This is a genomic window from Aeromonas sp. WP2-W18-CRE-05 (assembly GCF_014168615.1).
GTDB classification, from domain to species: Bacteria; Pseudomonadota; Gammaproteobacteria; order Enterobacterales; family Aeromonadaceae; genus Aeromonas; species Aeromonas caviae.
On record NZ_AP021917.1, the window covers coordinates 1657356 to 1679122 of the forward strand.

General features: G+C 58.9%; 15 protein-coding genes and 1 tRNA gene. 8 read left to right on the forward strand and 8 right to left on the reverse strand.

From position 1 onward, the window contains the following. Nucleotides 1-6: 6 nt before the first annotated feature. The 4 genes from repC to H7R73_RS08015 all read right to left on the reverse strand — a co-directional run bounded on the left by repC (nucleotide 7) and on the right by H7R73_RS08015 (nucleotide 3243). Nucleotides 7-843 carry a replication protein C, IncQ-type gene (gene repC, locus H7R73_RS08000; protein WP_182951606.1) on the reverse strand — a complete coding sequence of 279 codons (837 nt, stop codon included), beginning with the start codon at nucleotides 841-843 and terminating at the stop codon, nucleotides 7-9. Next, nucleotides 833-1699, reverse strand: coding sequence for a helicase RepA family protein (locus H7R73_RS08005; RefSeq protein ID WP_182951607.1), 867 nt, complete (start codon nucleotides 1697-1699; stop codon nucleotides 833-835). Before H7R73_RS08005 ends, repC begins: the two co-directional genes overlap by 11 nt. A gap of 640 nt (nucleotides 1700-2339) precedes the next feature. Next, nucleotides 2340-2415 (reverse strand) — tRNA-Thr (locus H7R73_RS08010). A gap of 87 nt (nucleotides 2416-2502) precedes the next feature. Further along, nucleotides 2503-3243: a phosphatase gene (locus H7R73_RS08015; RefSeq protein WP_005324180.1), complete on the reverse strand. Its 741-nt coding sequence runs from the start codon at nucleotides 3241-3243 to the stop codon at nucleotides 2503-2505. 412 nt (nucleotides 3244-3655) lie between these two features. Between H7R73_RS08015 and H7R73_RS08020 the strand changes: the two genes are divergently transcribed. The 5 genes from H7R73_RS08020 to H7R73_RS08040 all read left to right on the forward strand — a co-directional run bounded on the left by H7R73_RS08020 (nucleotide 3656) and on the right by H7R73_RS08040 (nucleotide 12420). Next, nucleotides 3656-4930 (forward strand): IS4-like element ISApu2 family transposase, encoded by a 1275-nt coding sequence (locus tag H7R73_RS08020; RefSeq protein WP_011191341.1) that lies wholly within the window; start codon nucleotides 3656-3658, stop codon nucleotides 4928-4930. Between the two features lie 180 nt (nucleotides 4931-5110). Further along, nucleotides 5111-5764 carry a TetR/AcrR family transcriptional regulator gene (locus tag H7R73_RS08025; RefSeq protein ID WP_005324182.1) on the forward strand — a complete coding sequence of 218 codons (654 nt, stop codon included), beginning with the start codon at nucleotides 5111-5113 and terminating at the stop codon, nucleotides 5762-5764. Between the two features lie 47 nt (nucleotides 5765-5811). After that, on the forward strand, nucleotides 5812-8136 hold the full coding sequence (locus tag H7R73_RS08030) for an acyl-CoA dehydrogenase (protein ID WP_182951608.1): 2325 nt from the start codon (nucleotides 5812-5814) through the stop codon (nucleotides 8134-8136). A gap of 162 nt (nucleotides 8137-8298) precedes the next feature. Next, complete coding sequence (locus H7R73_RS08035) at nucleotides 8299-11361, forward strand: efflux RND transporter permease subunit (RefSeq protein WP_182951609.1); 3063 nt, start codon at nucleotides 8299-8301, stop codon at nucleotides 11359-11361. Nucleotides 11362-11376: 15 nt separating this feature from the next. Continuing rightward, on the forward strand, nucleotides 11377-12420 hold the full coding sequence (locus H7R73_RS08040) for an efflux RND transporter periplasmic adaptor subunit (RefSeq protein ID WP_182951610.1): 1044 nt from the start codon (nucleotides 11377-11379) through the stop codon (nucleotides 12418-12420). A gap of 68 nt (nucleotides 12421-12488) precedes the next feature. Here H7R73_RS08040 and pyk read toward each other — a convergent pair whose 3' ends face one another. Together pyk and H7R73_RS08050 are read right to left on the reverse strand one after the other, a co-directional pair. Further along, nucleotides 12489-13928, reverse strand: coding sequence for a pyruvate kinase (pyk, locus tag H7R73_RS08045; RefSeq protein WP_041214849.1), 1440 nt, complete (start codon nucleotides 13926-13928; stop codon nucleotides 12489-12491). Nucleotides 13929-14088: 160 nt separating this feature from the next. Further along, nucleotides 14089-14943, reverse strand: a complete 855-nt coding sequence (locus H7R73_RS08050) for a MurR/RpiR family transcriptional regulator (protein WP_182951611.1) — start codon at nucleotides 14941-14943, stop codon at nucleotides 14089-14091. Nucleotides 14944-15291: 348 nt separating this feature from the next. Here H7R73_RS08050 and glk point away from each other — a divergent pair, with 348 nt between their 5' ends. Then, nucleotides 15292-16260 (forward strand): glucokinase, encoded by a 969-nt coding sequence (gene glk / locus H7R73_RS08055; RefSeq protein WP_182951612.1) that lies wholly within the window; start codon nucleotides 15292-15294, stop codon nucleotides 16258-16260. A 369-nt stretch (nucleotides 16261-16629) separates the two neighbouring features. Here glk and H7R73_RS08060 read toward each other — a convergent pair whose 3' ends face one another. Then, the gene (locus H7R73_RS08060) at nucleotides 16630-18000 is read right to left on the reverse strand and encodes an ATP-binding protein (RefSeq protein WP_214005469.1); all 1371 of its coding nucleotides are present in this window, start codon (nucleotides 17998-18000) and stop codon (nucleotides 16630-16632) included. Between the two features lie 11 nt (nucleotides 18001-18011). Continuing rightward, nucleotides 18012-18686 carry a response regulator gene (locus H7R73_RS08065; protein WP_041207018.1) on the reverse strand — a complete coding sequence of 225 codons (675 nt, stop codon included), beginning with the start codon at nucleotides 18684-18686 and terminating at the stop codon, nucleotides 18012-18014. A gap of 975 nt (nucleotides 18687-19661) precedes the next feature. Here H7R73_RS08065 and rfbB point away from each other — a divergent pair. Both rfbB and rfbD read left to right on the forward strand, forming a co-directional pair. Then, nucleotides 19662-20783 carry a dTDP-glucose 4,6-dehydratase gene (gene rfbB / locus H7R73_RS08070; RefSeq protein ID WP_182951613.1) on the forward strand — a complete coding sequence of 374 codons (1122 nt, stop codon included), beginning with the start codon at nucleotides 19662-19664 and terminating at the stop codon, nucleotides 20781-20783. Next, on the forward strand, nucleotides 20783-21670 hold the full coding sequence (gene rfbD, locus H7R73_RS08075; protein WP_182951614.1) for a dTDP-4-dehydrorhamnose reductase: 888 nt from the start codon (nucleotides 20783-20785) through the stop codon (nucleotides 21668-21670). Before rfbB ends, rfbD begins: the two co-directional genes overlap by 1 nt. The last annotated feature ends 97 nt before the right edge of the window (nucleotides 21671-21767 follow it).

Consider the following 21767-nt stretch of genomic DNA (forward strand, 5'->3'; position numbering starts at 1 on the left):
CTGAAATTACTCCAAAGATCTGTTCCGTGGCCTGCGGATCTCCCACATATCTTTGCGGTATTCAGTTACCAACCAACCTATCGTGAACAGCTCCCCCACAGCTCTACGGGCAATCTGCTGGCGCTTTCTCATCGCATCAGCAATCGCAGGATCCGGCCAGATGTAACTGCACAGAGTATCCAAGGACGCGCGCCCTGATTTACCAGGATCGATCCACCCGCATAGGCGTTGATGGATCAATCGAGCAGGATCGCTCTTGAGGCTACGCACTTCATTCATATCGATGCGAGCATGTGGCCGTCCACCGAGAACGGCTTCTGCAATCTGTGGGTTCAAACAGATGTATAGCGCGTTATCATGGTCATCAAAGAGATGGCTCATCAGGTGGAAGGATGCACAGCGAGAGTCACCTTGAATGACAACGGTGACATTCGACATCCTGATCAGGCTAGCCTTTAGGGTTTTAAGGTTTCTGCCGCTTTTGCATAGACCAATCTCTTCGAGTAGCTGAGTGATACGAGACTGCACCACCAAGCAACGGCAGTCCGCACTATCAAACTCCGATGCTAAGGCCAAACGAAGTCGCTTAGGAATAGCTGCTGATGGCGCAGAGGTCAGAATAACGCCCTTGGGACCGGATAGCGCAACCAGCCCTTGTAGCAGTCGCATATCATCAGCCCCTAATGGCTCAAAACCAATAAAACGAGCGCTTTGGTTCTGTCCATAGCTATACGTCACATCCAGCTTTAACTTCTTTCTCTCCCCTCGCTTTAAACTGCGGAATAGACCAGGAGCAAGGCAGTGCATCGGATCATGGCGCGCGTGGGTAAGTTCAATAGCCATGAGCAAACCTCCTTCGCTCTCGCGCCTGAGGAGGTTCCATAAGTTGTACCGGATGTAATACGCCCCCTTCCTGGCGTTCAAACCATTGATCTTTGATTGCAGTGCCATAGTTCTGCTTGGATACCCCAAAGCGCACAAACGCACTGCGTCGAGAGTTTCCGATGGGTGTACTACCGTGTTGAATCTCGGTTAGCTGCTTTGCTTCTTCTTCCCCCATCCGCACGATGTAACCACACCATCGGATGTTATCAATCAACGCTGATGCGCCTCTGGCTGCCTGCTGCTGATCAAGACTGCCATCCCTCGCGCTCCCCTTGCTAGCGTGATGCAAATAGAGCACCGCAGCCCCCGTATTTGCGGCCAGCGACTCAAGTCGGGTAATCAACTGAGACATGTCCCCGTTACTATTTTCGTCCATCTGATGCATACGGCTGAGAGTGTCGAGAACAACAAGGCGATAACCATCTACTTGCTGTATCAGAGCCTTGAAACAGTCCGGATTCATCAGATCTAAACTCACACCCATCATCGGTTCCAATGCGAGGTTTGTGGCAATAGAGGCCCTCGCTTTGGGCGATAGATGTTTGCCAAGCGCATGGACGCGATGACTAAGCACTGCAGCCGGATCTTCACCAGCCATATAGATCACTCGGCCTGAACGGGTCGGACGTAGTTGCAACAGATCGCCATCAGACTCTTTGCAAGCCACGGCCATTGCGGCCTGCAATGCCCAAAAGCTTTTACCTGTTGCTCCTGGTGCGATCAGAGCTCCCACAGTACCGGCCAAAAATCCAGACCATATGAAGTCAAGAGCAGGCGGCTCCTGTTCAAACGCAGCTAGTAGGTCAAGAGCCATGGCTTACCTCTTAGCGTTTGAATTCTGTGACTTTTGTCGTGCTAGCTGCTCGGCTTTGGTTGGCCGGCCACGCCGAGGCATATCTGCCGATTTAACCGCTCGATCATCCAAACCTTGGCTAATGACATGTTCAGCAAGCCAAAGCTCAACATCTTCAGCACGCCAGAGCAAACGCTTGGTTCCTGGTAAACGGCAGATAGGGGGAAGTGAACAAGGGTTGCGAGTCGCGTCACTACGGATGCTAGCAACGGATTTATGCAGACAGAGAGCCAATTGCTCAACAGTCAAAAGCACCACGCTGGAGGTGGTAATAGAGGTTTGTTTCATGGTCATAACCCAACAAGGCGGCAAGGGTCATCGAATAGCTGTGCCGGTTAGCTAATCGGTAATTGACCTGAGCGGCACCATGCCCGGCCTTGAGGGTATAAATAATTAGTGCCTGTCGTCCGATGTTACGTGACGAAATGAAGTCTACCAGCAGTGTTTTGCTATGTCATGCACTGGCAAGCGTCATTCGCCGCTATCAGGCCAGTGTGGCATGCCACAATTTTGCCACACTGGATAAGCTAAATGCTGCATTCCAACGCTCAGTAACGCATCAAACTGCAACGCCCAACTTACTGTTTTTTTTGATAAAACTTGGTGCCGGTAACAGGAGTCGAACCTGCGACCTTCGCATTACGAATGCGCTGCTCTACCAACTGAGCTATACCGGCGGCTTGATGTTCAGAGTCGTGAAAAAAGCCGGACAAGTCAATTGAGCCAACTCGATTTTATGAGTTGGCTCATGATGTTAAGGCATATCAGAGGTCAACGAACTCCGGGATGTGAGCACGGCCGCGGCTCTCGAGAAAATCGAGCAGGGCGCGGGGGGAGCGGGCCAGGATCCGCTCATGTGGGAAGTTGGCTTCGGTGACCAGCCGATGGCAGTGATCAAAGTCGCCGAGGCTGAATGCCACGTGAGAGTCGGAGCCGAAAGTGAGGTAGGCACCCAGATCGCGCGCCGCCTCGACGATGGCGCGGCAGTTGCTTTCACTGCCTGCACGGGAGTGACTGAACGAGGAGTTGTTGACCTCCAGCGCCACTCGATACTCTGCCGCTGCCTTGACCACCGCCTGAATATCGATGGGGAAGGCGGGATTGCCGGGGTGGCTTATCATGTCGACCCGACCGCTTCGAATGGCGTTGATCATGGCCTGGGTGTGGGTCGCCTGATCGCAGGGGGGGAACACCGGTTCGTGAAAGCCCGCCATGATCATGTCGAGCCGCGATTCGTAGCGCTCGGGGAAGTCTATTTCACCGTCGATGTTCTTGATGTTGGCTTCGATGCCGCGCAGGATGCCGACCCCGTCCACGACTCTGGGCAACACGTGCAGATTGACGAAATGCCAGTAATGCGGGGCATCTGCCATGTCCGGGCCATGGTCCGTGGTGGCGAACAGCTTGATCCCCTTGGCTTTGGCGATGGGCAGGTAATCGTGAATGGTGCTGTAGGCGTGGGTGCTGGCGACGGTGTGCGTGTGGGTATCGACCGTATACTTCATCTTCTCTCCCCTCTGGCATGAGGCGACAGCATAGCAAGATTGGCGAAGCCGGGCCATGTGGCTGGTTGCCATACTTTGTCACAATTTGGGTCTGTGCTGACAAAGTCTGATGACGTTTCACTGCGAGGATGGCGACATCGATGCAAGCCTGAACACCCATCGATGGGTCGACACTGGATGGTCAGACCCGTTTTCCCCGCCGTCGCCCCTGCGACGGTTTTTTTTGGTTCTCTGTCGGCGCATCGGGTGACGGCAGGCCAAAAAAATGCCCAACTAGCATGACGCAGGTTGGGCGAGACTTAATGTTTAATCATGTACAGGATCTTTAGCTACAACCAATTGAAATAGATAGAAAAAAGGCTTCGTTTGTGATCTGATTTAATCGCAAAAAAAAACCGACACGCCCGAAGCCATGACTATTATCAATGCAACCCAGTACCTCAAGCAACTTCTTAGCTCTTCTGAACTCAACCGGATCGGTAAATTTACCGGTTTTTGTCAGCGACTCCGGGATATCCAGCCTGCGAGACTACTCCCGGCTCTGCTCTCAGGGCTTGGTTGCGACAAGGTGGATGGTATTGCTGGTTTGCATCGCCATTTCAATGCGTTGCAGCTCCATGATACTGACCAAATAGCGTATAAACCCTTTCACAACCAGTTACGCAAGCAGGGTTTTCCCTTGTTCATGCGCGCACTGGTTGAACGAGCCATCGCCTTACGCCTCAAGGAGTGTCTACCGGACGCCCACGGACTGGCAGGCTTTGAGCAGGTACTGCTGCAGGACGGGTCGTCATTCGCGTTACATCCGCAATTGGCAGAACATTTCCCGGGCCGATTCAATAAGCACAGCCCCGCTGCGGTAGAGTGTCATATGACCATGTCCTTGCTGGACCAGTCGCCGATATCGATGAGTATCACGGCGGATACCGAATCGGAGCGCAAGCATCTTCCGGCCGCAAATTCGTTAAATAACAAACTGTTATTGGCGGATGCCGGTTACATCAGCCGCGAGTACTTTGCTGATGTGACCAAAGCCAAAGGAAGCTATCTGGTCAGAGGGAGTCAAAATCTCAATCCCAAAGTACAGGCAGCTTACCGACAGGACGGCAGGGAAATGCCCAAGTTACTCGGAAAAAAGCTCAAGGATATCGATCGGAGAAGCTGCAGAGCCGAGGTTCTGGATCTGGATGTGAGTTCGGGAAAGTATAAATATCGACTCATAAGACGTTGGTTTGCAGAGGAAAAACGGTTCTGTATATGGATGACCAATCTTCCGCGTGAGCGATGGCCAGCCGAGAAGGTGATGGCATTGTATCGTTGCCGTTGGCAGATCGAACTGTTGTTCAAAGAGCTGAAATCACATAACCGGTTGAAGGCGTTCGCGACACGACAAAAAGCGATAGCGGAAGGCTTGATCTGGGCTAGTTTGCTGGCCTTGCTGGTCAAACGTCGGCTGGCGCTGACGCTGATTGGCAGCGCGGAGTTATCGATGCTGAAGATTGCCAAAAACAGCGCGCTTTGGTTAATGCCGATATTGGCGAGCATCATCCATGGTGCGTGGCAGGAAATAACAGAGAAGTTGGAGTGGGCAATGGTGTATTTATCCAAAAACGGCAAAAAGAGTAGGCAGAGAAAATCCAAGCAAAACAACACGTTAGACGGTATTATTAATTCGCTTGCCGCTTAAGGTTCTGTACATGAATGTTTAATTGCAGTGGCATAGATATAGAGTGCCGTCTCGCCGCGAAGTTCCCGCCATCTTCCCTCTTTTTTGATTAAAAACATTTAGCCAACACTTGTTCACATTCTCTTGACATGGGTGAGCGTGAAACGTACTTTTTAAACATTCGTTTAAGTGAGGTGTCCAGTGAGTAAAATCGATACCAAGAACCGTATTCTCGACGCCGCCGAGGTGCTGTTTGCCGAGCGGGGGTTCGCCGATACCTCGTTGCGTCTGATCACCAGCGAGGCCGATGTGAACCTGGCTTCGGTCAATTATCACTTCGGCTCCAAGAAGGAGCTTATCCAGGCGGTGCTCGACCGTTATCTGAGCCTCTTCATGCCGGCACTGGACGGGCGGTTGCAGACGTTGATGGCGCAGGATCAGCTGACCCTGTTGCAGGTGTTCGAGAGCTTTGTCGAACCCCTGATGAAACTGTCGGCCGTCAGGGCGAATGGCCCGGCGCTTTTCATGCAGTTGCTGGGGCGCGGCTATATCGACAGTCAGGGGCACCTGCGCCGCTTTATTACCACCCATTATGGGGCGACCCTGCACGGGATCACCCAGGCCATCTCCAAGGCCAATCCGGATTTGTCGCCAGCGGATCTCTTCTGGCGCCTGCACTTCACCCTGGGCACCGTCGTCTTCACCATGGCCTCTGCGGATGCCCTGCGTGACATCGCCCAGGCCGATTTTGGCCAGCAGCTCGATGTGGAAGGGCTGGTGCGCAACGTCATTCCTTATCTGGCGTCCGGTGTCGGGGCGCCCGTGGAGTCGACCAGGCTCTCCCTGGCCGTGTAACACCTAACAATAATCAACGGAAACAGTGAAATAGAAGGAACTTCGGTATGATCACATTGCTTGTCCTGCTGGTGCTGGCGATAGCCGTGGTGCTCGGTGTCCCCGCCATCCGTAAAAAGGTGGTGACCCGCCCCGTGTTCGGCATCTTCAAGAAGATACTGCCGCCCCTGTCGGCCACCGAGCGGGAGGCCATGGAGGCCGGCTCCGTCTGGTGGGACGGGGAGCTGTTTCGCGGTAACCCGGACTGGAAGAAACTGCATGGCTACGGCAAGGCCGAGCTGAGCGCAGAAGAGCAGGCCTTTATCGACAACCAGGTCGAAACCCTGCTCGCCATGGTGGACGACTTCAAGATCGTCAACGAGACCAAGGACCTGCCGGAGCCGGTGTGGGACTATCTGAAGAAGGAAGGCTTCTTCTCCTTGATCATCCCGAAATCCTACGGCGGCCGCGAGTTCTCGGCGATTGCCAACTCCACCATCGTCACCCGTATCGCCACCAAGAGCCTGAGCGTCGCGGTCACCGTCATGGTGCCCAACTCCCTCGGCCCGGGTGAGCTGCTGATGCACTACGGCACCCAGGCCCAGAAAGATTTCTGGCTGCCGGGGCTGGCCAACGGCAAGGAGGTGCCCTGCTTCGCCCTGACCGGGCCGGAAGCGGGCTCCGATGCGGGCGCCATCCCGGACAAGGGGATCGTCTGCAAGGGGGTGCACAAGGGGGAAGAGGTGCTGGGTATTCGCCTGAACTGGAACAAGCGCTACATCACCCTGGCGCCGCGCGCCACCGTGCTGGGGCTGGCGTTCAAGCTCTATGACCCGGAAAAACTGCTGGGTGACAAGGAAGAGATCGGCATCACCTGTGCGCTGATCCCGACCAGTCACCCTGGCGTGCGCGTCGGCGATCGCCACTACCCCATGGGGTTGGCGTTCCTGAATGGCCCGACCTTCGGCAAGGATGTGTTCATTCCGCTCGACTGGATCATCGGTGGCCCGGATTACGCCGGCCGCGGCTGGCGCATGCTGGTGGAGTGCCTCTCCGCCGGTCGTGGCATCTCGCTGCCTGCCCTTGGCACCGCCTGTGGTCACATGGCGAGCCGCACCGTGGGCGCCTACTCCTATGTGCGCAAGCAGTTCGGCATGTCCATCGGCAAGTTTGAAGGTGTGCAGGAAGCGCTGGCCCGCATCGGCGGCCTCACCTATCAGCTCGAAGGCGCTCGTCGCATGACCGCAGGTTCCCTGGATTTGGGTCAGGCACCGGCCATCGTCACCGCGATTTCCAAGTACCACATGACCGAGATGGCCCGCCAGGTGATGGATGACTCCATGGACATCCACGCCGGTCGCGCCATCCAGCTGGGCCCGAAAAACTACACCGGCTACGCCTACATGGGCATTCCGGTGGCCATCACGGTGGAAGGGGCCAACATCCTGACCCGCAACCTGATGATCTTCGGGCAAGGGGCCACCCGCTGCCATCCGTATGTGTTTGCCGAGCTGGAAGCGGCGGCCGACACCGATGTGGAGCGCGGTCTCGAGAAGTTTGACGCCCTGCTGATGAAACACATCGCCTTCGGTACCGGCAACTTCTTCGGTGCCCTGTTCCAGGGGCTGACCCTGGGCCAGTTCAACAGTGCCCCGGTGGCTGGTGAAACCGCCCGCTACTACAAGCAGCTCTCCCGCATGAGCAAAGGGCTGGCCCTGTGCGCCGACGTCTCCATGCTGATGCTGGGTGGCGATCTCAAGCGCAAGGAGATGATCTCCGCCCGACTGGGTGACGTGCTGAGCCACCTCTACCTGGCCTCCGCCACCCTCAAGCATTACGAGGATCAGGGCCGCATGGTCTCTGACCTGCCGTTCGTGCAGTACGCGGTGGAGCGCAACCTCTACCTGATTGGCAAGGCGTTCGAGGGCTTCTTCCAGAACTTCCCGAACAAGGTGGTGGGTGCGGTACTCAAGCGGGTGGTGTTCCCGTTCGGCGTCGGTTACAAGATGCCGGCGGACGATCGCTGCCATGCCATCTGCCTGGCCATGATGACGCCGGGCGAGTTCCGGGATCGTCTGACCGCGCTCTGTTACGTGGGCAAGGACGAGGCGGATCCGGTGGGGCTGATGGAGCGTGCCTTCCAGGCCATGGTCTCGGTGCAGCCCATCGAGAAGAAGCTGGTGCAGGCCCAGAAAGAGGGCAGACTGCCCCGCAAGCTGGCGCTGCCTGAGCTGGTGGCTGCGGCCCTGTCCCAGTCCATCCTCGGCAAGGAGGAAGCGGAGAAGCTGCTGGCCGCCGATGCCCTGCGCTACGAGGCGATCCAGGTGGACAACTTCGCTCCTGGCGAGCTGGAAGGATTGTCTCAACCGAACCCGGTCGAGCATGCAGCCTGACCCCGAGCATAAACCGACAACCGGCCCTAGTGGCCGGTTTTTTTGTTGTTTAACCAGGCATTTACAAGGTCGATTAATTCCAGTTTAATGCAATGGCCCCCACCCTTGGGGCAGGAAGCAAGGCCATAGGAATGGCCGATAACAACAACTCAGGAAGAGTGAATGAACCTCGCCAAAACGGCGATCGAACGCCCCATCTGGGTGGCGGTCTCGGTCGTGCTGATTTTTTTGCTGGGCTTGCTCAGCATCCGGGGACTGCCCGTCCAGCTGTTTCCCGACATAGACCGTCCTCACCTCAATATCACGGTGGACTGGCGCTCGGCCTCGCCCCAGGAGATGGAGTCGGAGATAACCGATCCCATCGAGCAGGAGATGCAGGGGGTACAGGGGCTCAAGAGCCTCAGCAGCAACAGCTACCCCGGCTTCACCGAAATCGACATGGAGTTTGCCCTTGGCACCGACATGCAGCGGGCCCAGCTTGACGTCATCTCCCGCCTGAACCGGGTCTCGGGGCTGCCGGACAACATCGGTGGTCCTTACGTCAACAACTACAGCAGCAACGACACCCTGACCTTCTTCTTCATCCAGCAACTGCCCGGCGCCAAGGGGGAGATAGACGATCACCAGGCGCTGATCGAGGCGAGGGTCAAGCCCGAGCTGGAGCGGATCCCCGGGGTGTCCACGGTCGACATCGAGGGGATCAACGAGCGCCAGATCCAGATCCGCTTCGACCCTTACCGCGCCGCCGAGCTGGGGGTGGAGATCCCGGTGCTCGCCAGCCGGGCAACGACGGGCTGGGATGTGTCGGCCGGGACCCTCGACATCGGACGCTGGGAGTACAAGCTGCGCTTTGCCGGTCGCTATGACGTGGCGGCCCTGGGGGACAAGGTGGTGGACTGGCGTGACGGCCTGCCGATCTATCTGCGGGACGTTGCCGAGATCAGAGTGGCCCGGGAGGAGAACCCGGTGCTGCGCATCCAGAACGGCAACACCGCCATCGCGGCGCAGATCTTCAAGGAGAGCGGTGCCAATGCCCTGGCGGCGCTCGAGGGGATCAAGGCCAAGGTCGGGGAGCTCAACCAGGAGGTGCTGGAGCCGGTTGGTCTGCACATGGAGCAGTCGTTTGACGCTTCTCTCTACATCAACCGGGCGGTGAGCATGGTGACCGCCAACCTGGGGCTCGGGGTGCTGCTCTCCTGCGCCATCCTCTGGGTCTTTCTGCGCCAGCTCAAGGCGACCCTGATGATCGCGATCGCCATTCCCATCAGCATCATGCTCACCTTCTGCCTGCTCAAGGTGATGGGGCGGACCCTCAATATCATCTCCCTGGCGGGCATTGCGTTTGCGGTCGGCATGGTGCTCGACGCCGCCATCGTGGTGCTGGAGAGCATCTACCGGCGCCATGAGCGGGGTGACATCAGCAAGGGAGAGGCGGCGCTGGAGGGCACCCGCCGGGTGTGGACCGCTCTGGTGGCGTCCACCCTGACCACGGTCGCCATCTTCCTGCCGGTGCTCCTGCTCAACGACGTGGAAGGGCAGTTGTTTGCCGATCTTGCGCTCACCATCGCCTGCGCCGTGACCGTCTCCATGGTGGTGGCGGTGACTGTGTTGCCTGCGGTGGCGGCGCGCTGGATGGGGCACGAGCGGCTGATTGATCCCTTTGAGCGCCTGTGGTGCCGCGTCACCCGCCACGTGATCCGCTGGACGGCCACCGCCCCCAGGCGCTGGGCCATCATCGTCCTGATGATGACGGGGCCTGTGCTGGTGAGCTGGTTGATGTTGCCCAAGATGAACTACCTGCCGGATGTGAAGCGGGACGCCATCGACGTCTGGATGAGTTTCACCCCCGGGGTCAATCTCAAGGCCCAGCGGGAGGAGGTGATCGATACCCTGATTGCCCGCCTCGACCCCTATATGAAAGGGGAGAAGGAGCCTGTCCTCAAGAACTACTACATCCTGCGCTACCCGGGCGGTGCCCAGATCGGGGTGCGGCCAAAGGAGGATAACCAGATCAAGGTGCTGGAGCAGCTCTTGATGAAGCAATTGCTGGTGGGCATTCCCGACACCCGGGTGTTTGGCGGTCAGGGGTCCCTGTTTGGCGGTTTTGACAGTGAAAACAGCATCTCCCTGCTGATCCAGGGGGGTGGGCTACCCGAACTCTATCAGGCGGCCAGGGAGAGCATGACCATAGTGCAGCGGGACTTGCCCGGCGCCCAGGTCAGGCCAGAGCCCGGACTCGATTTCACCGCTCCCGAGCTTCGGCTGGTGCCCCAGGACAGGCGCCTGGCCGAGGTGGGCTGGGATCGCTCCCCCATGCCCGCCATCATCCAGACCTTCGGCGATGGTCTGCGGGTCGGCGAATATTTCGACGGGGATGAGCGGCTCGACATCCTGCTGATGGGGCAGGCCTCCGCCAACCCGGACGAGCTCAAGGCGGTGCCGCTTGCTACCCCGTCCGGGCGCATCGTTCCCCTTGGGGAACTGCTGCGGGTGGAGCCGCAACTCGGGCCTGAGAGCATCTTCCGATCCGATGGGCGGCGCAGCATCAGTCTGCAGATTTCCCCCCCTGCGGGGATGAGCATGGAGCAGGTGCTCGACACCCTGCAGCACAAGAGCTTTGCCGCCATCCGGCCGTTGCTGCCGGCCGGGGGGGAGCTGCGGGTCGCCGGCAATGCCGACAGCCTGCAGCAGGCGCTCGGCAACCTCGGCAGCATCTTCCTGTTCGCCGTGATGATACTGCTCATTCTGCTGTGGGGGGTCTTCGCTTCCCTCAAGGATGCCGTGCTGGTGCTGCTCACCTTGCCGCTCGCCACCGTAGGCGGCGTGCTGGCGCTGCACCTGAGCGGACTGGTGGCGCCGCTGCCGATGGACTTGCTCACCATCATCGGCTTCGTCATCCTGCTCGGGTTGGTGGTCAACAACGCCATTCTGCTGGTGCACCAGACCAGGATGGCCGAGCGGGAGGGGATGAGCCGACAGTCGGCAGTCACCGATGCTCTGCAAAGCCGGATGCGTCCCATCGCCATGACCAGCCTCACCAGCATCTTCGGCATGCTGCCCCTGATGTTGAGTCCGAGCGAGGGGAGCGAAATCTACCGGGGGCTGGCCACCGTCATCGTCGGCGGCATGAGTTGCAGCACCCTCTTCACCCTGATCCTGTTGCCCGCCTTCCTGCGGTTGGGGGAGCAGACCGACATACCGCACGCCCTTCGGCAGCGTGCCTGAGCAAGGAGCTCATCGATGACACAAGGTTTCACAAGGATAGTGGTGGGGGCTCTGCTGCTGGCTGGCGGGCTGCCTGCGTTTGCACAAAGCAAGATGGTGACGCTGGCGGAGGTGGCCCAGGGAGAGGCGGGGGCCAGCATCTGGGTCAGCGGCACGGTGGCAAGCCGCCAGCAGGCGGCGCTCAGCGCCGAAGTGAGCGGTCGGGTGGAGTGGATAGCCGAGTTTGGCAGCCGGGTGAAGACGGGGGACGAGTTGCTGCGCCTGGACAGCGCGACCCTGCGCCTCTCGCTGGAGCAGGCGAGGGCGGAACAAGCCAGAGAGGGGAGCAATCTGCGTTACGCTCGCGCCGAGTTCCAGCGCCTGGATCGTTTGCACCAGCAAAAGAGTGCCTCCCAGAGCCAGTATGACAAGGCGCGCTATGACGTGGAGCAGGCTGAGCTGGCCGAGCAGCTGGCGCGGGTGCAGGTGCGCCAGATTGAGGAGCAGCTGCGCAGAAGCCGCATCTTTGCCCCGTTTGACGGAGTGGTGAATGAACACTTCATCCAGCCGGGGGAGCATGTGGATGCGGGCGAACAGGCGCTTGAGCTGGTCAATCCGGACCAGCCGGACATCCGGTTGCGTGCGCCTATTGCCTGGGCCCGGCAACTGGCCACCCAGGCCCGGTTGCGGGTGGAAGGGGAGCAGCTCAGCAGCCACGCCATCTATTACCAGCGGGCGGCGAGCGCCGATCCCAAGTCCCGGCTCATCGAGCTGCGCCTCAAGCCGGAAGCGGGCACGTTCATCATCGGCTCGCCGGTGCGGGTGGCGCTGCCGATGGGAGAGCAGCACACCATGCTGTTGCCACGGGATGCCCTGGTGCTCGGCACCGAGGGAAGCGTGGTCTATCAGGTGGAGCAGCACGGCGAGGCGCTCACGGTGAACCGGGTGCCGGTCACCGTGCTCTTTGGGGACAGCCGGGAGGTGGCGGTGAGTGGCGCCCTCAAGCAGGGAGACAAGGTGGTGGTGCGCGGCGCCGGCAGCCTGCAGGATGGGGACAAGGTGGAGCTGTTTCGCGGTTGAACCTGGGGCTGATCCCATAAAAAAACGGCTCCCGCGGGAGCCGTTTTTGTTGCAGGGAGGAGGGGCGATTACTCGACCATCATCACCTTGCAGGTGTTGGTGCTGCCGACGGTCTCCATCTTGTCGCCGTGGGTGAGCAGTACCATGTCGCCGCTTTGCAGCAGTCCCTTGGCCTTGAGCACGTCCAGCGCGTCGCGGCACACCTCGTAGACCGGCTTGGTCTCGTCGCCATCAAACAGCACGGGGGTGACGCCGCGGTAGAGGTTGGCCCAGGCCAGGGTCTTGTTGTGAGGAGACATGGCGAAGATGGGCAGGCCGGAGCTGATGCGGGACATCAGCAGCGGGGTGGTGCCCGACTCGGTCAGCGCCACGATCGCCTTGACCCCTTCCAGGTGGTTGGCCGCATACATGGTGGACATGGCCACCGCCTCTTCCACCGAGGTGAAGGTGTAGCTCATGCGGTGGTTGGAGACGTTCAGGCTCGGGTGCTTCTCGGCGCCCACACAGACGCTGGCCATGGAGGTCACGGTCTCGATGGGGAACTGGCCGGCGGCGGTCTCGGCGGAGAGCATCACCGCATCGGTACCGTCCAGCACGGCGTTGGCCACGTCCATGACTTCGGCACGGGTCGGGAGCGGTGCGTTGATCATGGACTCCATCATCTGGGTCGCGGTGATGACCACGCGATTCAGGCGACGGGAGTGGCGAATGAGCTTCTTCTGCACACCCACCAGTTCGGGGTCGCCGATTTCGACACCCAGGTCACCACGGGCCACCATGACGGCATCGGAGCCAAGGATGATGTCTTCCATCGCCTCGTCGCTGGCGACGGTCTCGGCGCGCTCGACCTTGGCCACGATCTTGGCGTTGGAGCCGGCTTCGCGGGCCAGTTCGCGGGCGTAGCGCAGATCATCGCCGCTGCGGGGGAAGGAGACCGCCAGGTAGTCCACGTTCATGCGGGCGGCGGTCTTGATGTCTTCCTTGTCCTTCTCGGTCAGGGCCGGGGCGGAGAGGCCGCCACCTTTCTTGTTGATGCCCTTGTTGTTGGAGAGAGGGCCGGCCACGGTCACCGTGGTGTGGATGCGGGTGCCTTCGACCTGCTCGACCTTCAGTTGCACGCGGCCATCGTCGAGCAGCAGGATGTCACCGGATACCACGTCCTGCGGCAGGCTCTTGTAGTCGATGCCGACCTGCTCCTGGCAGCCTTCGCCCTTGCCGAGGGCGGCGTCGAGAATGAACTTGTCACCGATGGCGAGGTAGATCTTGCCATCCTTGAAGGTGGAGACGCGGATCTTGGGGCCTTGCAGATCGCCCATGATGGCCACGTGGCGGCCCAGCTTGGCGGCGATGTCACGCACCTGGTTGGCGCGCTGGATATGATCTTCAGGAGTGCCGTGGGAGAAGTTCATCCGCACCATGTCGGCACCGGCGCGAATGATCCCCTCGAGAATGCCGTCGCGATCGGTCGCCGGACCGAGTGTGGTAACAATCTTTGTACGTCTTGGCATGAAAGACTCCAATGTGAAGTTGATATGACTTGAAATACTGCCCCGTCAAGCATGTGGCATGGCGCCAACTGGCAGGCCATCTGGGTGGCCTTGTTTGATTGAATTTCGATACTACACCAAGCCCGTTGGCATAGACAGTCGGGGGCGGACCCCCGAATGATCAGGAGGAGTGCTGGGTATCAAAGCGGGATTCGCGCAAACCTTCTTTGACTTTCTTCAGGTTTTCGCGAAATTTCATGCCACGGCGCAGGGTGAAACCGGTGGCCAGCACGTCCACCAGGGCGAGCTGGGCGATGCGCGAGGCCATGGGCATGTAGACGTCGGTGTCTTCCGGCACGTCCATGGAGAGCACCAGGTTGCATTCGCGGGCCAGGGGAGAGTCCTTGGCGGTCATGCCGATGACGGTGGCATCGTTTTCCCGGGCCAGCGCGGCAATTTCCACCAGGGCCTTGGTGCGGCCGGTGTGGGAGATGAGGACCACCATGTCCCCTTCACTGCTGTTGATGCAGCTCATGCGCATCATGACGATGTCATCGAAGCTCACCACGGGGATGTTGAAGCGGAAGAACTTGTTCTGGGCATCCCGGGCGACGGCGGAGGAGGCGCCCAGACCAAAGAAGCTGATCTTCTTGGACTGGGTCAGAATATCGACGCAGCGGTTGATGGCCGAGATGTCCAGGCTGTTCTTGGCGGCATCGAGGCAGGCCATGGTGGATTCGAAGATCTTGGCGGTATAGGTATCTGGGCCGTCTTCCGCTTCCACGTGGCGGTTCACATAAGGGGTGCCGTTGGCCAGGCTCTGGGCCAGGTGCAGCTTGAAATCGGGAAAACCCTTGGTATCGAGGCGACGGCAGAAACGGTTGACGGTCGGTTCGCTCACATCGGCCAGCTTGGCCAGGGTAGCAATGCTGGAGTGAATGGCGGTCTGGGGTGAGGCCAGGATCACTTCAGCCACCTTACGCTCTGATTTACTGAAACTTTCCAGATTGTTCGTAATTTTATCGAGGGTATTCATCATTACCACCAGGCATTTTTGTAATTTAACTTCAGTGTCTGTGCACTAAATTCACAGCTCAAGCAGGTTTCCAGTCTCCGCGATGACTATACAAGACAAGCGCTTATCGGAACTAATCTCGGCCCTGCAAAGTATGACTCATGTCTAATTATTTCGTGTTTTTAGTTGCAAACTTCCATTTGCGTCTTGAAAACGCTTACAAATGTTGCAAAGCAACAACACTGTGAGCGGGCGCACACTTGTCTGCATAAATCGCGCAGCCCGGCTGCGGGCTCGAGTAGTATTGCAGCCAAATAATAATGTCGGGACGGTAAGGGCCGCCCCGAGTCGGTAACGAAGGAGTTTGTTATGCAGCATACCCATGCGCTGGTGGGCGACGTTGGCGGTACCAATGCCCGACTGGCCCTCTGCGAACTGGCGACGGGCGCCATTTCCCAGGCAAAAACCTATTCGGGGCTGGCCCATCCCAGCCTGGAGGCCGTGGTGCGCCTCTATCTCGAAGAGCACGATGCCACCGTGGGCGAGGCGTGCATCGCCATCGCCTGTCCCATCAATGGTGACTGGGTCGCCATGACCAACCACAGCTGGGAGTTCTCCATCTGCGAGATGCAGGCCAACCTCGGCCTGGCACGCCTGCAGGTGATCAACGATTTCACTGCCGTCTCCATGGCGGTGCCCGTGCTCGGCGAGATGGATCGCATCCAGCTCGGGGGCGCGGCCCCAGTCGCCGGCAAGCCCATCGCCATCTATGGCGCAGGGACCGGCCTTGGCGTCGCCCACCTGGTGCAGGCCGGTGAGCAGTGGCTGAGCTTGCCGGGTGAGGGCGGTCACGTGGACTTCGCCGCCAACACGGAAGAGGAAGATGCGGTGCTGCAGGTGATGCGCGGCGAGCTGGGCCATGTGTCGGCGGAGCGTTTCCTCTCGGGCCCCGGGCTCGTCAATCTCTATCGCGGCCTGGTCAAATCCGATGGCCGCGAGCCCGAACCTTTTGCCCCCAAGGACATCACCGAGCGTGCGCTGGCGGGGGATTGCCTCGATTGCCGCCGCACCTTGAGCCTGTTCTGCGTGCTCATGGGCCGCTTTGCCGGCAACCTGGCACTCAACATGGGCACCTTCGGCGGTGTCTACATCGCCGGTGGCATAGTGCCGCGCTTCCAGGAGTTCTTCATCGGATCGGGCTTTCGGGTCGCCTTCGAGGACAAGGGGCGCTTCAAGCCTTATCTCAAAGACATTCCGGTCTTCCTCATCACCCATGAAGGGCCGGGGCTGCTCGGGGCAGGGGCTTATCTGCGCCAGTCACTCGGGATCCGTCTCTGAGCCTTGCCAGCGTGAACATGGTTCAGTCCCGATTCAGTGACCGGGGCGTAAAGTGAACCTACGTACTCAAGAGGACGGGGCTTCATAGGGAATTGAAACCGGTCTTCATCCGCTGGGTGCGCATTGTCACCTGACAAGCCTGAACTGTTTTACCGGCCCTCGCGGCCGGTTTTTTTATGCCTGTCGTTTCTGCGCGAGCATGGGGCCGAGGGGAGCGGCAGGCCAGCTTCTGATGGGTGCACAAGCTCGTCAGCCTCGCTGCCATGTGCTTGGCCTGGTCGAAGCATAAGGAGTGAGGCGTGAGACAGGGCAAGCACCGGGATGGCAATGCCCGAATGCGGCAGGGGCCAGGTACTGACCCCTGCGCTGTCAGGGGAGGGTGATGTGGAATCTCGCGCCGCCGAGCGGGGAGTCATCCACCCGGATCTCGCCGCCGTAGCTGTGCACGATTTCGGTCACCACGGCGAGGCCAATCCCCTGGCCGGGGGAGCTGTCAGCCCGCACGCCGCGCTGGAAGATCTGCTGCGATTTGCCGGGATCGATGCCGGGGCCGTCGTCTTCCACCACGATGAGCAGACCCCTCTCCCGGTGGCGGACATGAACCCGGATCTCGCTGATGGCGAACTTGCAGGCGTTGTCCAGCAGGTTGCCCATCAGCTCCATCAGATCGCCCTGCTCGCCGTGAAAGAAGACATCGTCGTCAAACTGGAAGCCGGTCTGCAGCTTCTTGTGTCGATAGACCTTGGCGAGGCTGGCCAGCAGCTTCTCGATGAGGGGAACCGGTTCGGTGCCCTTGCTCGCGAGGCGCTTTCGCCCGGTGACGGCGCGGCGTAACTGGTACTGGATGATCTGATCCATGGTGGTGATCTGTTCATTGATGTTGTCATGGATGTCGTGGCCGAGCTTGAGCTCCTGGGCGGTGATCTGGATGAGCGCCAGCCGGGTTTTCAGGCTGTGGGCGAGATCGTTGAGGGCGTGCTGGTAGCGCTGGGTCTGCTGGCGTTCGTTCTCCAGCAACTGGTTGACCGAGCTTGTCAGGGGGGTCAGCTCGCGCTCGTAGTCGTTTGACAGCGCCTCTCGCGTACCGGCGCGGATCTCGTCAATCTGGCGCGCCATGGTGCGCAGGGAGGAGAGGCTCCAGAAACTGGTGAGCAGCAACAGAGCGCCCAGCAGACAGTAGGCGAGCAGCGCCTGGCGAATGCAGCGGTAGAGGTAATCGCGGGTCTGGGCCTGATAGCGCCGGGCGGAATCGACCATCACCACGTAGTAGGTGGTGGGGCCGGCGCCATGATTGCGCAGGAAACGCAGGCTGTAGATGAAGTAGCTCTCGCCGTTCTTGATGGTATGCAGCTTGAAGAAATAGTCCTGATCCAGTCCCCCCAGGTATCTCATCAGATCCCGGCAGATGGTCTCCTTGATGGAGACCACCTCCGGCATGTGCAGGCTGGACCAGCTCAGCACTCCGTCGGCGCGGCAGATCAGGGTATCGAGATTGGGATCGATGGCATCCGGGGTGAGCTTGCCTAGATCCGTCATGGCGTGGGGCTCCGGCTGCTTGGACGAGAACAGCTTGGAGAGGTTCTCCTGCATGCGGACACTGGCTTTCTGGGCCTGCTCCTCGGCATGGCCGAGGTAGAGGATGTAGACGGAGAAGGCCATGATGAGCGCGATGACCAGCATGGCACTCAGCATCAGCTTGAGGTGCAGGGAGCGGCGGATCAGGGTCAGGGGATGCAACATGGCAAGGCGCATCAGCTGCAGGCGAGGTTGAAGATGTAGCCCTGGCGGCGGATGGTGGAGATGGGCTGGATGCTCCCTTCCGGATCCAGTTTTTTGCGAAGCCGGCTCACCATCACCTCGATGGTGTTGGGATCCCCTTCACCATCCCCATAGAGCTGATCCAGCAACTGCTGTTTGGAGACCACCTGACGGGCATTTCGCATCAAGTATTCCAGGATCAGATATTCGAAACTGGTCAGCACGGTGACCTCGCCGGCGATGGTCAGCTCCTTGCGGGAGAGATCCAGCTCGTAGTCACCCGCCTTCACTCTGGGGGAGATGAAGCCGGCGCTGCGGCGTACCAGCGCATTGAGACGGGCCAGCAGTTCGTCCTTCTGGAAGGGTTTGACCAGGTAGTCGTCCGCCCCGGCCTCCAGTCCTTCCACCTTGTCCTGCCAGTTGCCTCTGGCCGTCAGCACAATGATGGGAAAGGGGATCTGCTGCTCGCGCAGGCGGGTGATGAGCTGAAGGCCATCCATGTCAGGCAGGCCCAGATCGATGATGGCGACATCGATGGGGTAGTCGGCTGCGTAGTGCAGCGCCACCTGGGCATTGTCCGTGCTGTAAACCTGGTTCTGGGCCTCGGTCAACAGGGTGGAGAGGTGGTGATTGAGCAGCTTGTCGTCTTCAACCAGTAGGATTTTCATAAGATGCATGATGATGAGGGTCCAGGCTGTCAATTAGAGGGTCAACAAGAGGGAGAGTCAATCCGGATCCTACCTGACCCCGCTGTATCGGGACTGAATCATCCCTGCCTTCTTTCCTCATGCATTTCCCATGATGCAACGCTGTGTCATCAGCCTCGTGTTCAGGCTCGCTATCCGTGCCTGCCGGTTTCTGGGTGTTGAGGGTCAGAGCCGGTGCAGGGGCTGGTCGCGACCATTCTTATCGCACAAGCGGCTTGCCGCTTTCAGCCTGCCGGTACACAGGGGCGGGGGGCCTTGCTGGCGTCAGGCCATCCCCGAGTGCCTGCACGCGCTTGAGGTATGAATTTAATTGTTTGAAATTAAACATGTTTACATGCCCTGGCCTGGATGCTGGAACAAAGCAGGGCAATCCCCGGCAACGGCTGAGTGGATTCACGGAGGGCAGTATCACATGAATGGTTTTTTTTGAATCCTGATTTCAATAGGCGCTTTCCTATTGTTTTGACTGTTCATCTTTGGGTTAAACAAGATAGAATCTGACCCCGAATCGGGTTTGGGGCGCAGATAGCCCAAGATGTGAGCAATGCAGGCTGTGGACTGCCTGGGTGTGCAATGTAATGCGACAACATTGTTAAACATCAATCAAAACAAGAAGCTGGAGGATGTGATGGCCAACAGCACGGACAATCAGGTTAAAAGCAGCATGTTGGGAGCTGTAACCCAAGGGCGGTAGCATAAGCCTTGTTCACCTTCTGGGCTGACAACGGCATAATCTGCGTTTCCATCAATGTTGTTTTTCCACGCTCCTGAAATAAAGCGCCAACCTATTGAGGTAAATGGACTCCTCCCACACCTGTTCTGGTGTCTGTGCCATTACATCATTAGCTTGTTTATAGATGTGGTGGCATACGGCCGCCAACCATGAGTCTCTTAATCTCTTTTCCATTTAATCAGATTGCAATCGGGAACCTTTCAATGAAGATCCTCGTGACTGGTGGTGCCGGTTTTATCGGTTCTGCCGTTGTTCGTCATATCATCCGGCACACCCAAGATTCAGTAGTCAACCTCGATAAGTTGACCTATGCGGGCAACCTGGAATCCTTGGCGGCTGTCTCTGCTAGCGACCGCTATGCGTTTGAACAAGTTGACATTTGCAACCGCGCCGAACTGGATCGGATCTTCGTTGCCCACCAACCCGATGCCGTGATGCACTTGGCCGCCGAGAGTCACGTTGATCGCTCCATCACGGGCCCCGCCGACTTCATCGAGACCAATATCGTCGGCACCTATATGTTGCTGGAAGCGGCACGCGCCTATTGGAACGGTCTGGACGAGGCGCGCAAGGCGGCCTTCCGCTTCCACCACATCTCCACCGACGAGGTGTATGGGGATCTGCCCCATCCGGATGAAGTCGCCGCTGGTGAGCCATTGCCACTCTTTACTGAAACCACCCCTTACGCCCCCAGCAGCCCCTATTCTGCCTCCAAGGCCTCCAGCGACCATCTGGTGCGAGCCTGGCGCCGTACTTATGGCCTGCCGACCATCGTTACCAACTGCTCCAACAACTACGGCCCCTATCATTTCCCCGAAAAGTTGATCCCGCTGGTCATCCTCAATGCTCTGGATGGCAAGTCGCTGCCGGTTTATGGCAAGGGCGACCAGATCCGCGATTGGCTCTACGTTGAGGATCATGCGCGTGCACTCTATACCGTGGTCACCACAGGTGTGATCGGTGAAACCTACAACATTGGCGGTCACAACGAGAAACAGAATCTGGACGTCGTTCATACCATCTGCGATCTGCTCGACGAGATGGTGCCTCTGTCTCCCTCGCACCTTGGGGGAGAGGGCCGGGATGAGAGGAGAAGCTACCGCGATCAAATCACCTATGTGACCGATCGCCCCGGTCACGATCGCCGCTATGCCATCGATGCTAGCAAGATGAGCGCCGAACTCGCCTGGCAACCGCAAGAGACCTTCGAGTCTGGTATCCGCAAGACGGTGCAGTGGTATCTGGAGAACCAGCAGTGGGTTAACAATGTCAAAAGCGGTGCCTACCAATCTTGGATTGAGCAGAACTACGGGGAGCGTACCTGATGCATATTCTGTTGTTTGGCAAAAACGGTCAGGTAGGCTGGGAGCTGCAACGCGCACTGGCGCCGCTGGGGCGCATCACTGCCGTTGATTTTGACTCCACCGACTATTGTGGCGACTTCTGCAATCCGGCCGGTGTGGCCGAAACGGTGCGCTTGGTCAAACCCGATGTTATTGTGAATGCGGCGGCCCACACGGCAGTAGACAAGGCGGAAAGTGAACGGGAGTTTGCCGAGCTGCTCAACGCGACCAGCGTGGCCGCTATCGCCAAAGAAGCCGATATATTGGGGGCTTGGCTGGTGCACTACTCCACTGACTATGTGTTCAATGGCAATGGTGAGCGCCCTTGGCTTGAAACCGATGCGACCGCTCCGCTCAACGTCTACGGCGAGACCAAGCTGGCGGGTGAGCAGGCTGCGGCCCTGTGCTCGCGCCACCTGATCTTCCGCACCAGCTGGGTCTACGCTGCCCGTGGCGCCAACTTTGCCAAGACCATGCTGCGTTTTGGCAAGGAGAGTAGCGAGATGTCGGTCATCAATGACCAGTTTGGTGCCCCGACCGGTGCCGAATTGCTGGCAGATTGTACCGCTCATGCACTCCGCGTGGCGCAGAACAGATCCGACGTTGCCGGGCTGTATCATCTGATTGCCTCCGGTACCACCACTTGGTTTGACTACGCCCAGCTGGTGTTTGCCAAAGCCAGAGAGGCCGGGGTTGAACTGGCAGTCACGCAGCTCAATGCGGTGCCGACCAGCGCCTTCCCGACCCTGGCCAAACGCCCTCATAATTCTCGCCTTGATACCAGCAAATTCCAGCGCACCTTCGATTTGGTGCTGCCGGACTGGACGGTCGGCGTGGAGCGGATGTTGACCGAGATCCTGGGCAAGTAAATCACAGGTCAGGGATGTATTGAATGCCTTCCAGGCTGGTAGGGATAAAACAGAAAGGAGTGGTGTCAAGCCACCCTTTCTTTTGAAATTGAAAAAT

Coding starts and splice junctions, on each gene's coding strand:
- H7R73_RS08015 (WP_005324180.1), bottom strand. CDS start 3,243: ATGAAGTATACGGTCGATACCCACACGCACACCGTCGCCAGCACCCAC.
- H7R73_RS08040 (WP_182951610.1), top strand. CDS start 11,377: ATGACACAAGGTTTCACAAGGATAGTGGTGGGGGCTCTGCTGCTGGCT.
- rfbD (WP_182951614.1), top strand. CDS start 20,783: ATGCATATTCTGTTGTTTGGCAAAAACGGTCAGGTAGGCTGGGAGCTG.
- H7R73_RS08020 (WP_011191341.1), top strand. CDS start 3,656: ATGACTATTATCAATGCAACCCAGTACCTCAAGCAACTTCTTAGCTCT.
- H7R73_RS08035 (WP_182951609.1), top strand. CDS start 8,299: ATGAACCTCGCCAAAACGGCGATCGAACGCCCCATCTGGGTGGCGGTC.
- rfbB (WP_182951613.1), top strand. CDS start 19,662: ATGAAGATCCTCGTGACTGGTGGTGCCGGTTTTATCGGTTCTGCCGTT.
- pyk (WP_041214849.1), bottom strand. CDS start 13,928: ATGCCAAGACGTACAAAGATTGTTACCACACTCGGTCCGGCGACCGAT.
- H7R73_RS08060 (WP_214005469.1), bottom strand. CDS start 18,000: ATGTTGCATCCCCTGACCCTGATCCGCCGCTCCCTGCACCTCAAGCTG.
- H7R73_RS08065 (WP_041207018.1), bottom strand. CDS start 18,686: ATGAAAATCCTACTGGTTGAAGACGACAAGCTGCTCAATCACCACCTC.
- H7R73_RS08030 (WP_182951608.1), top strand. CDS start 5,812: ATGATCACATTGCTTGTCCTGCTGGTGCTGGCGATAGCCGTGGTGCTC.
- glk (WP_182951612.1), top strand. CDS start 15,292: ATGCAGCATACCCATGCGCTGGTGGGCGACGTTGGCGGTACCAATGCC.
- H7R73_RS08005 (WP_182951607.1), bottom strand. CDS start 1,699: ATGGCTCTTGACCTACTAGCTGCGTTTGAACAGGAGCCGCCTGCTCTT.
- repC (WP_182951606.1), bottom strand. CDS start 843: ATGGCTATTGAACTTACCCACGCGCGCCATGATCCGATGCACTGCCTT.
- H7R73_RS08050 (WP_182951611.1), bottom strand. CDS start 14,943: ATGAATACCCTCGATAAAATTACGAACAATCTGGAAAGTTTCAGTAAA.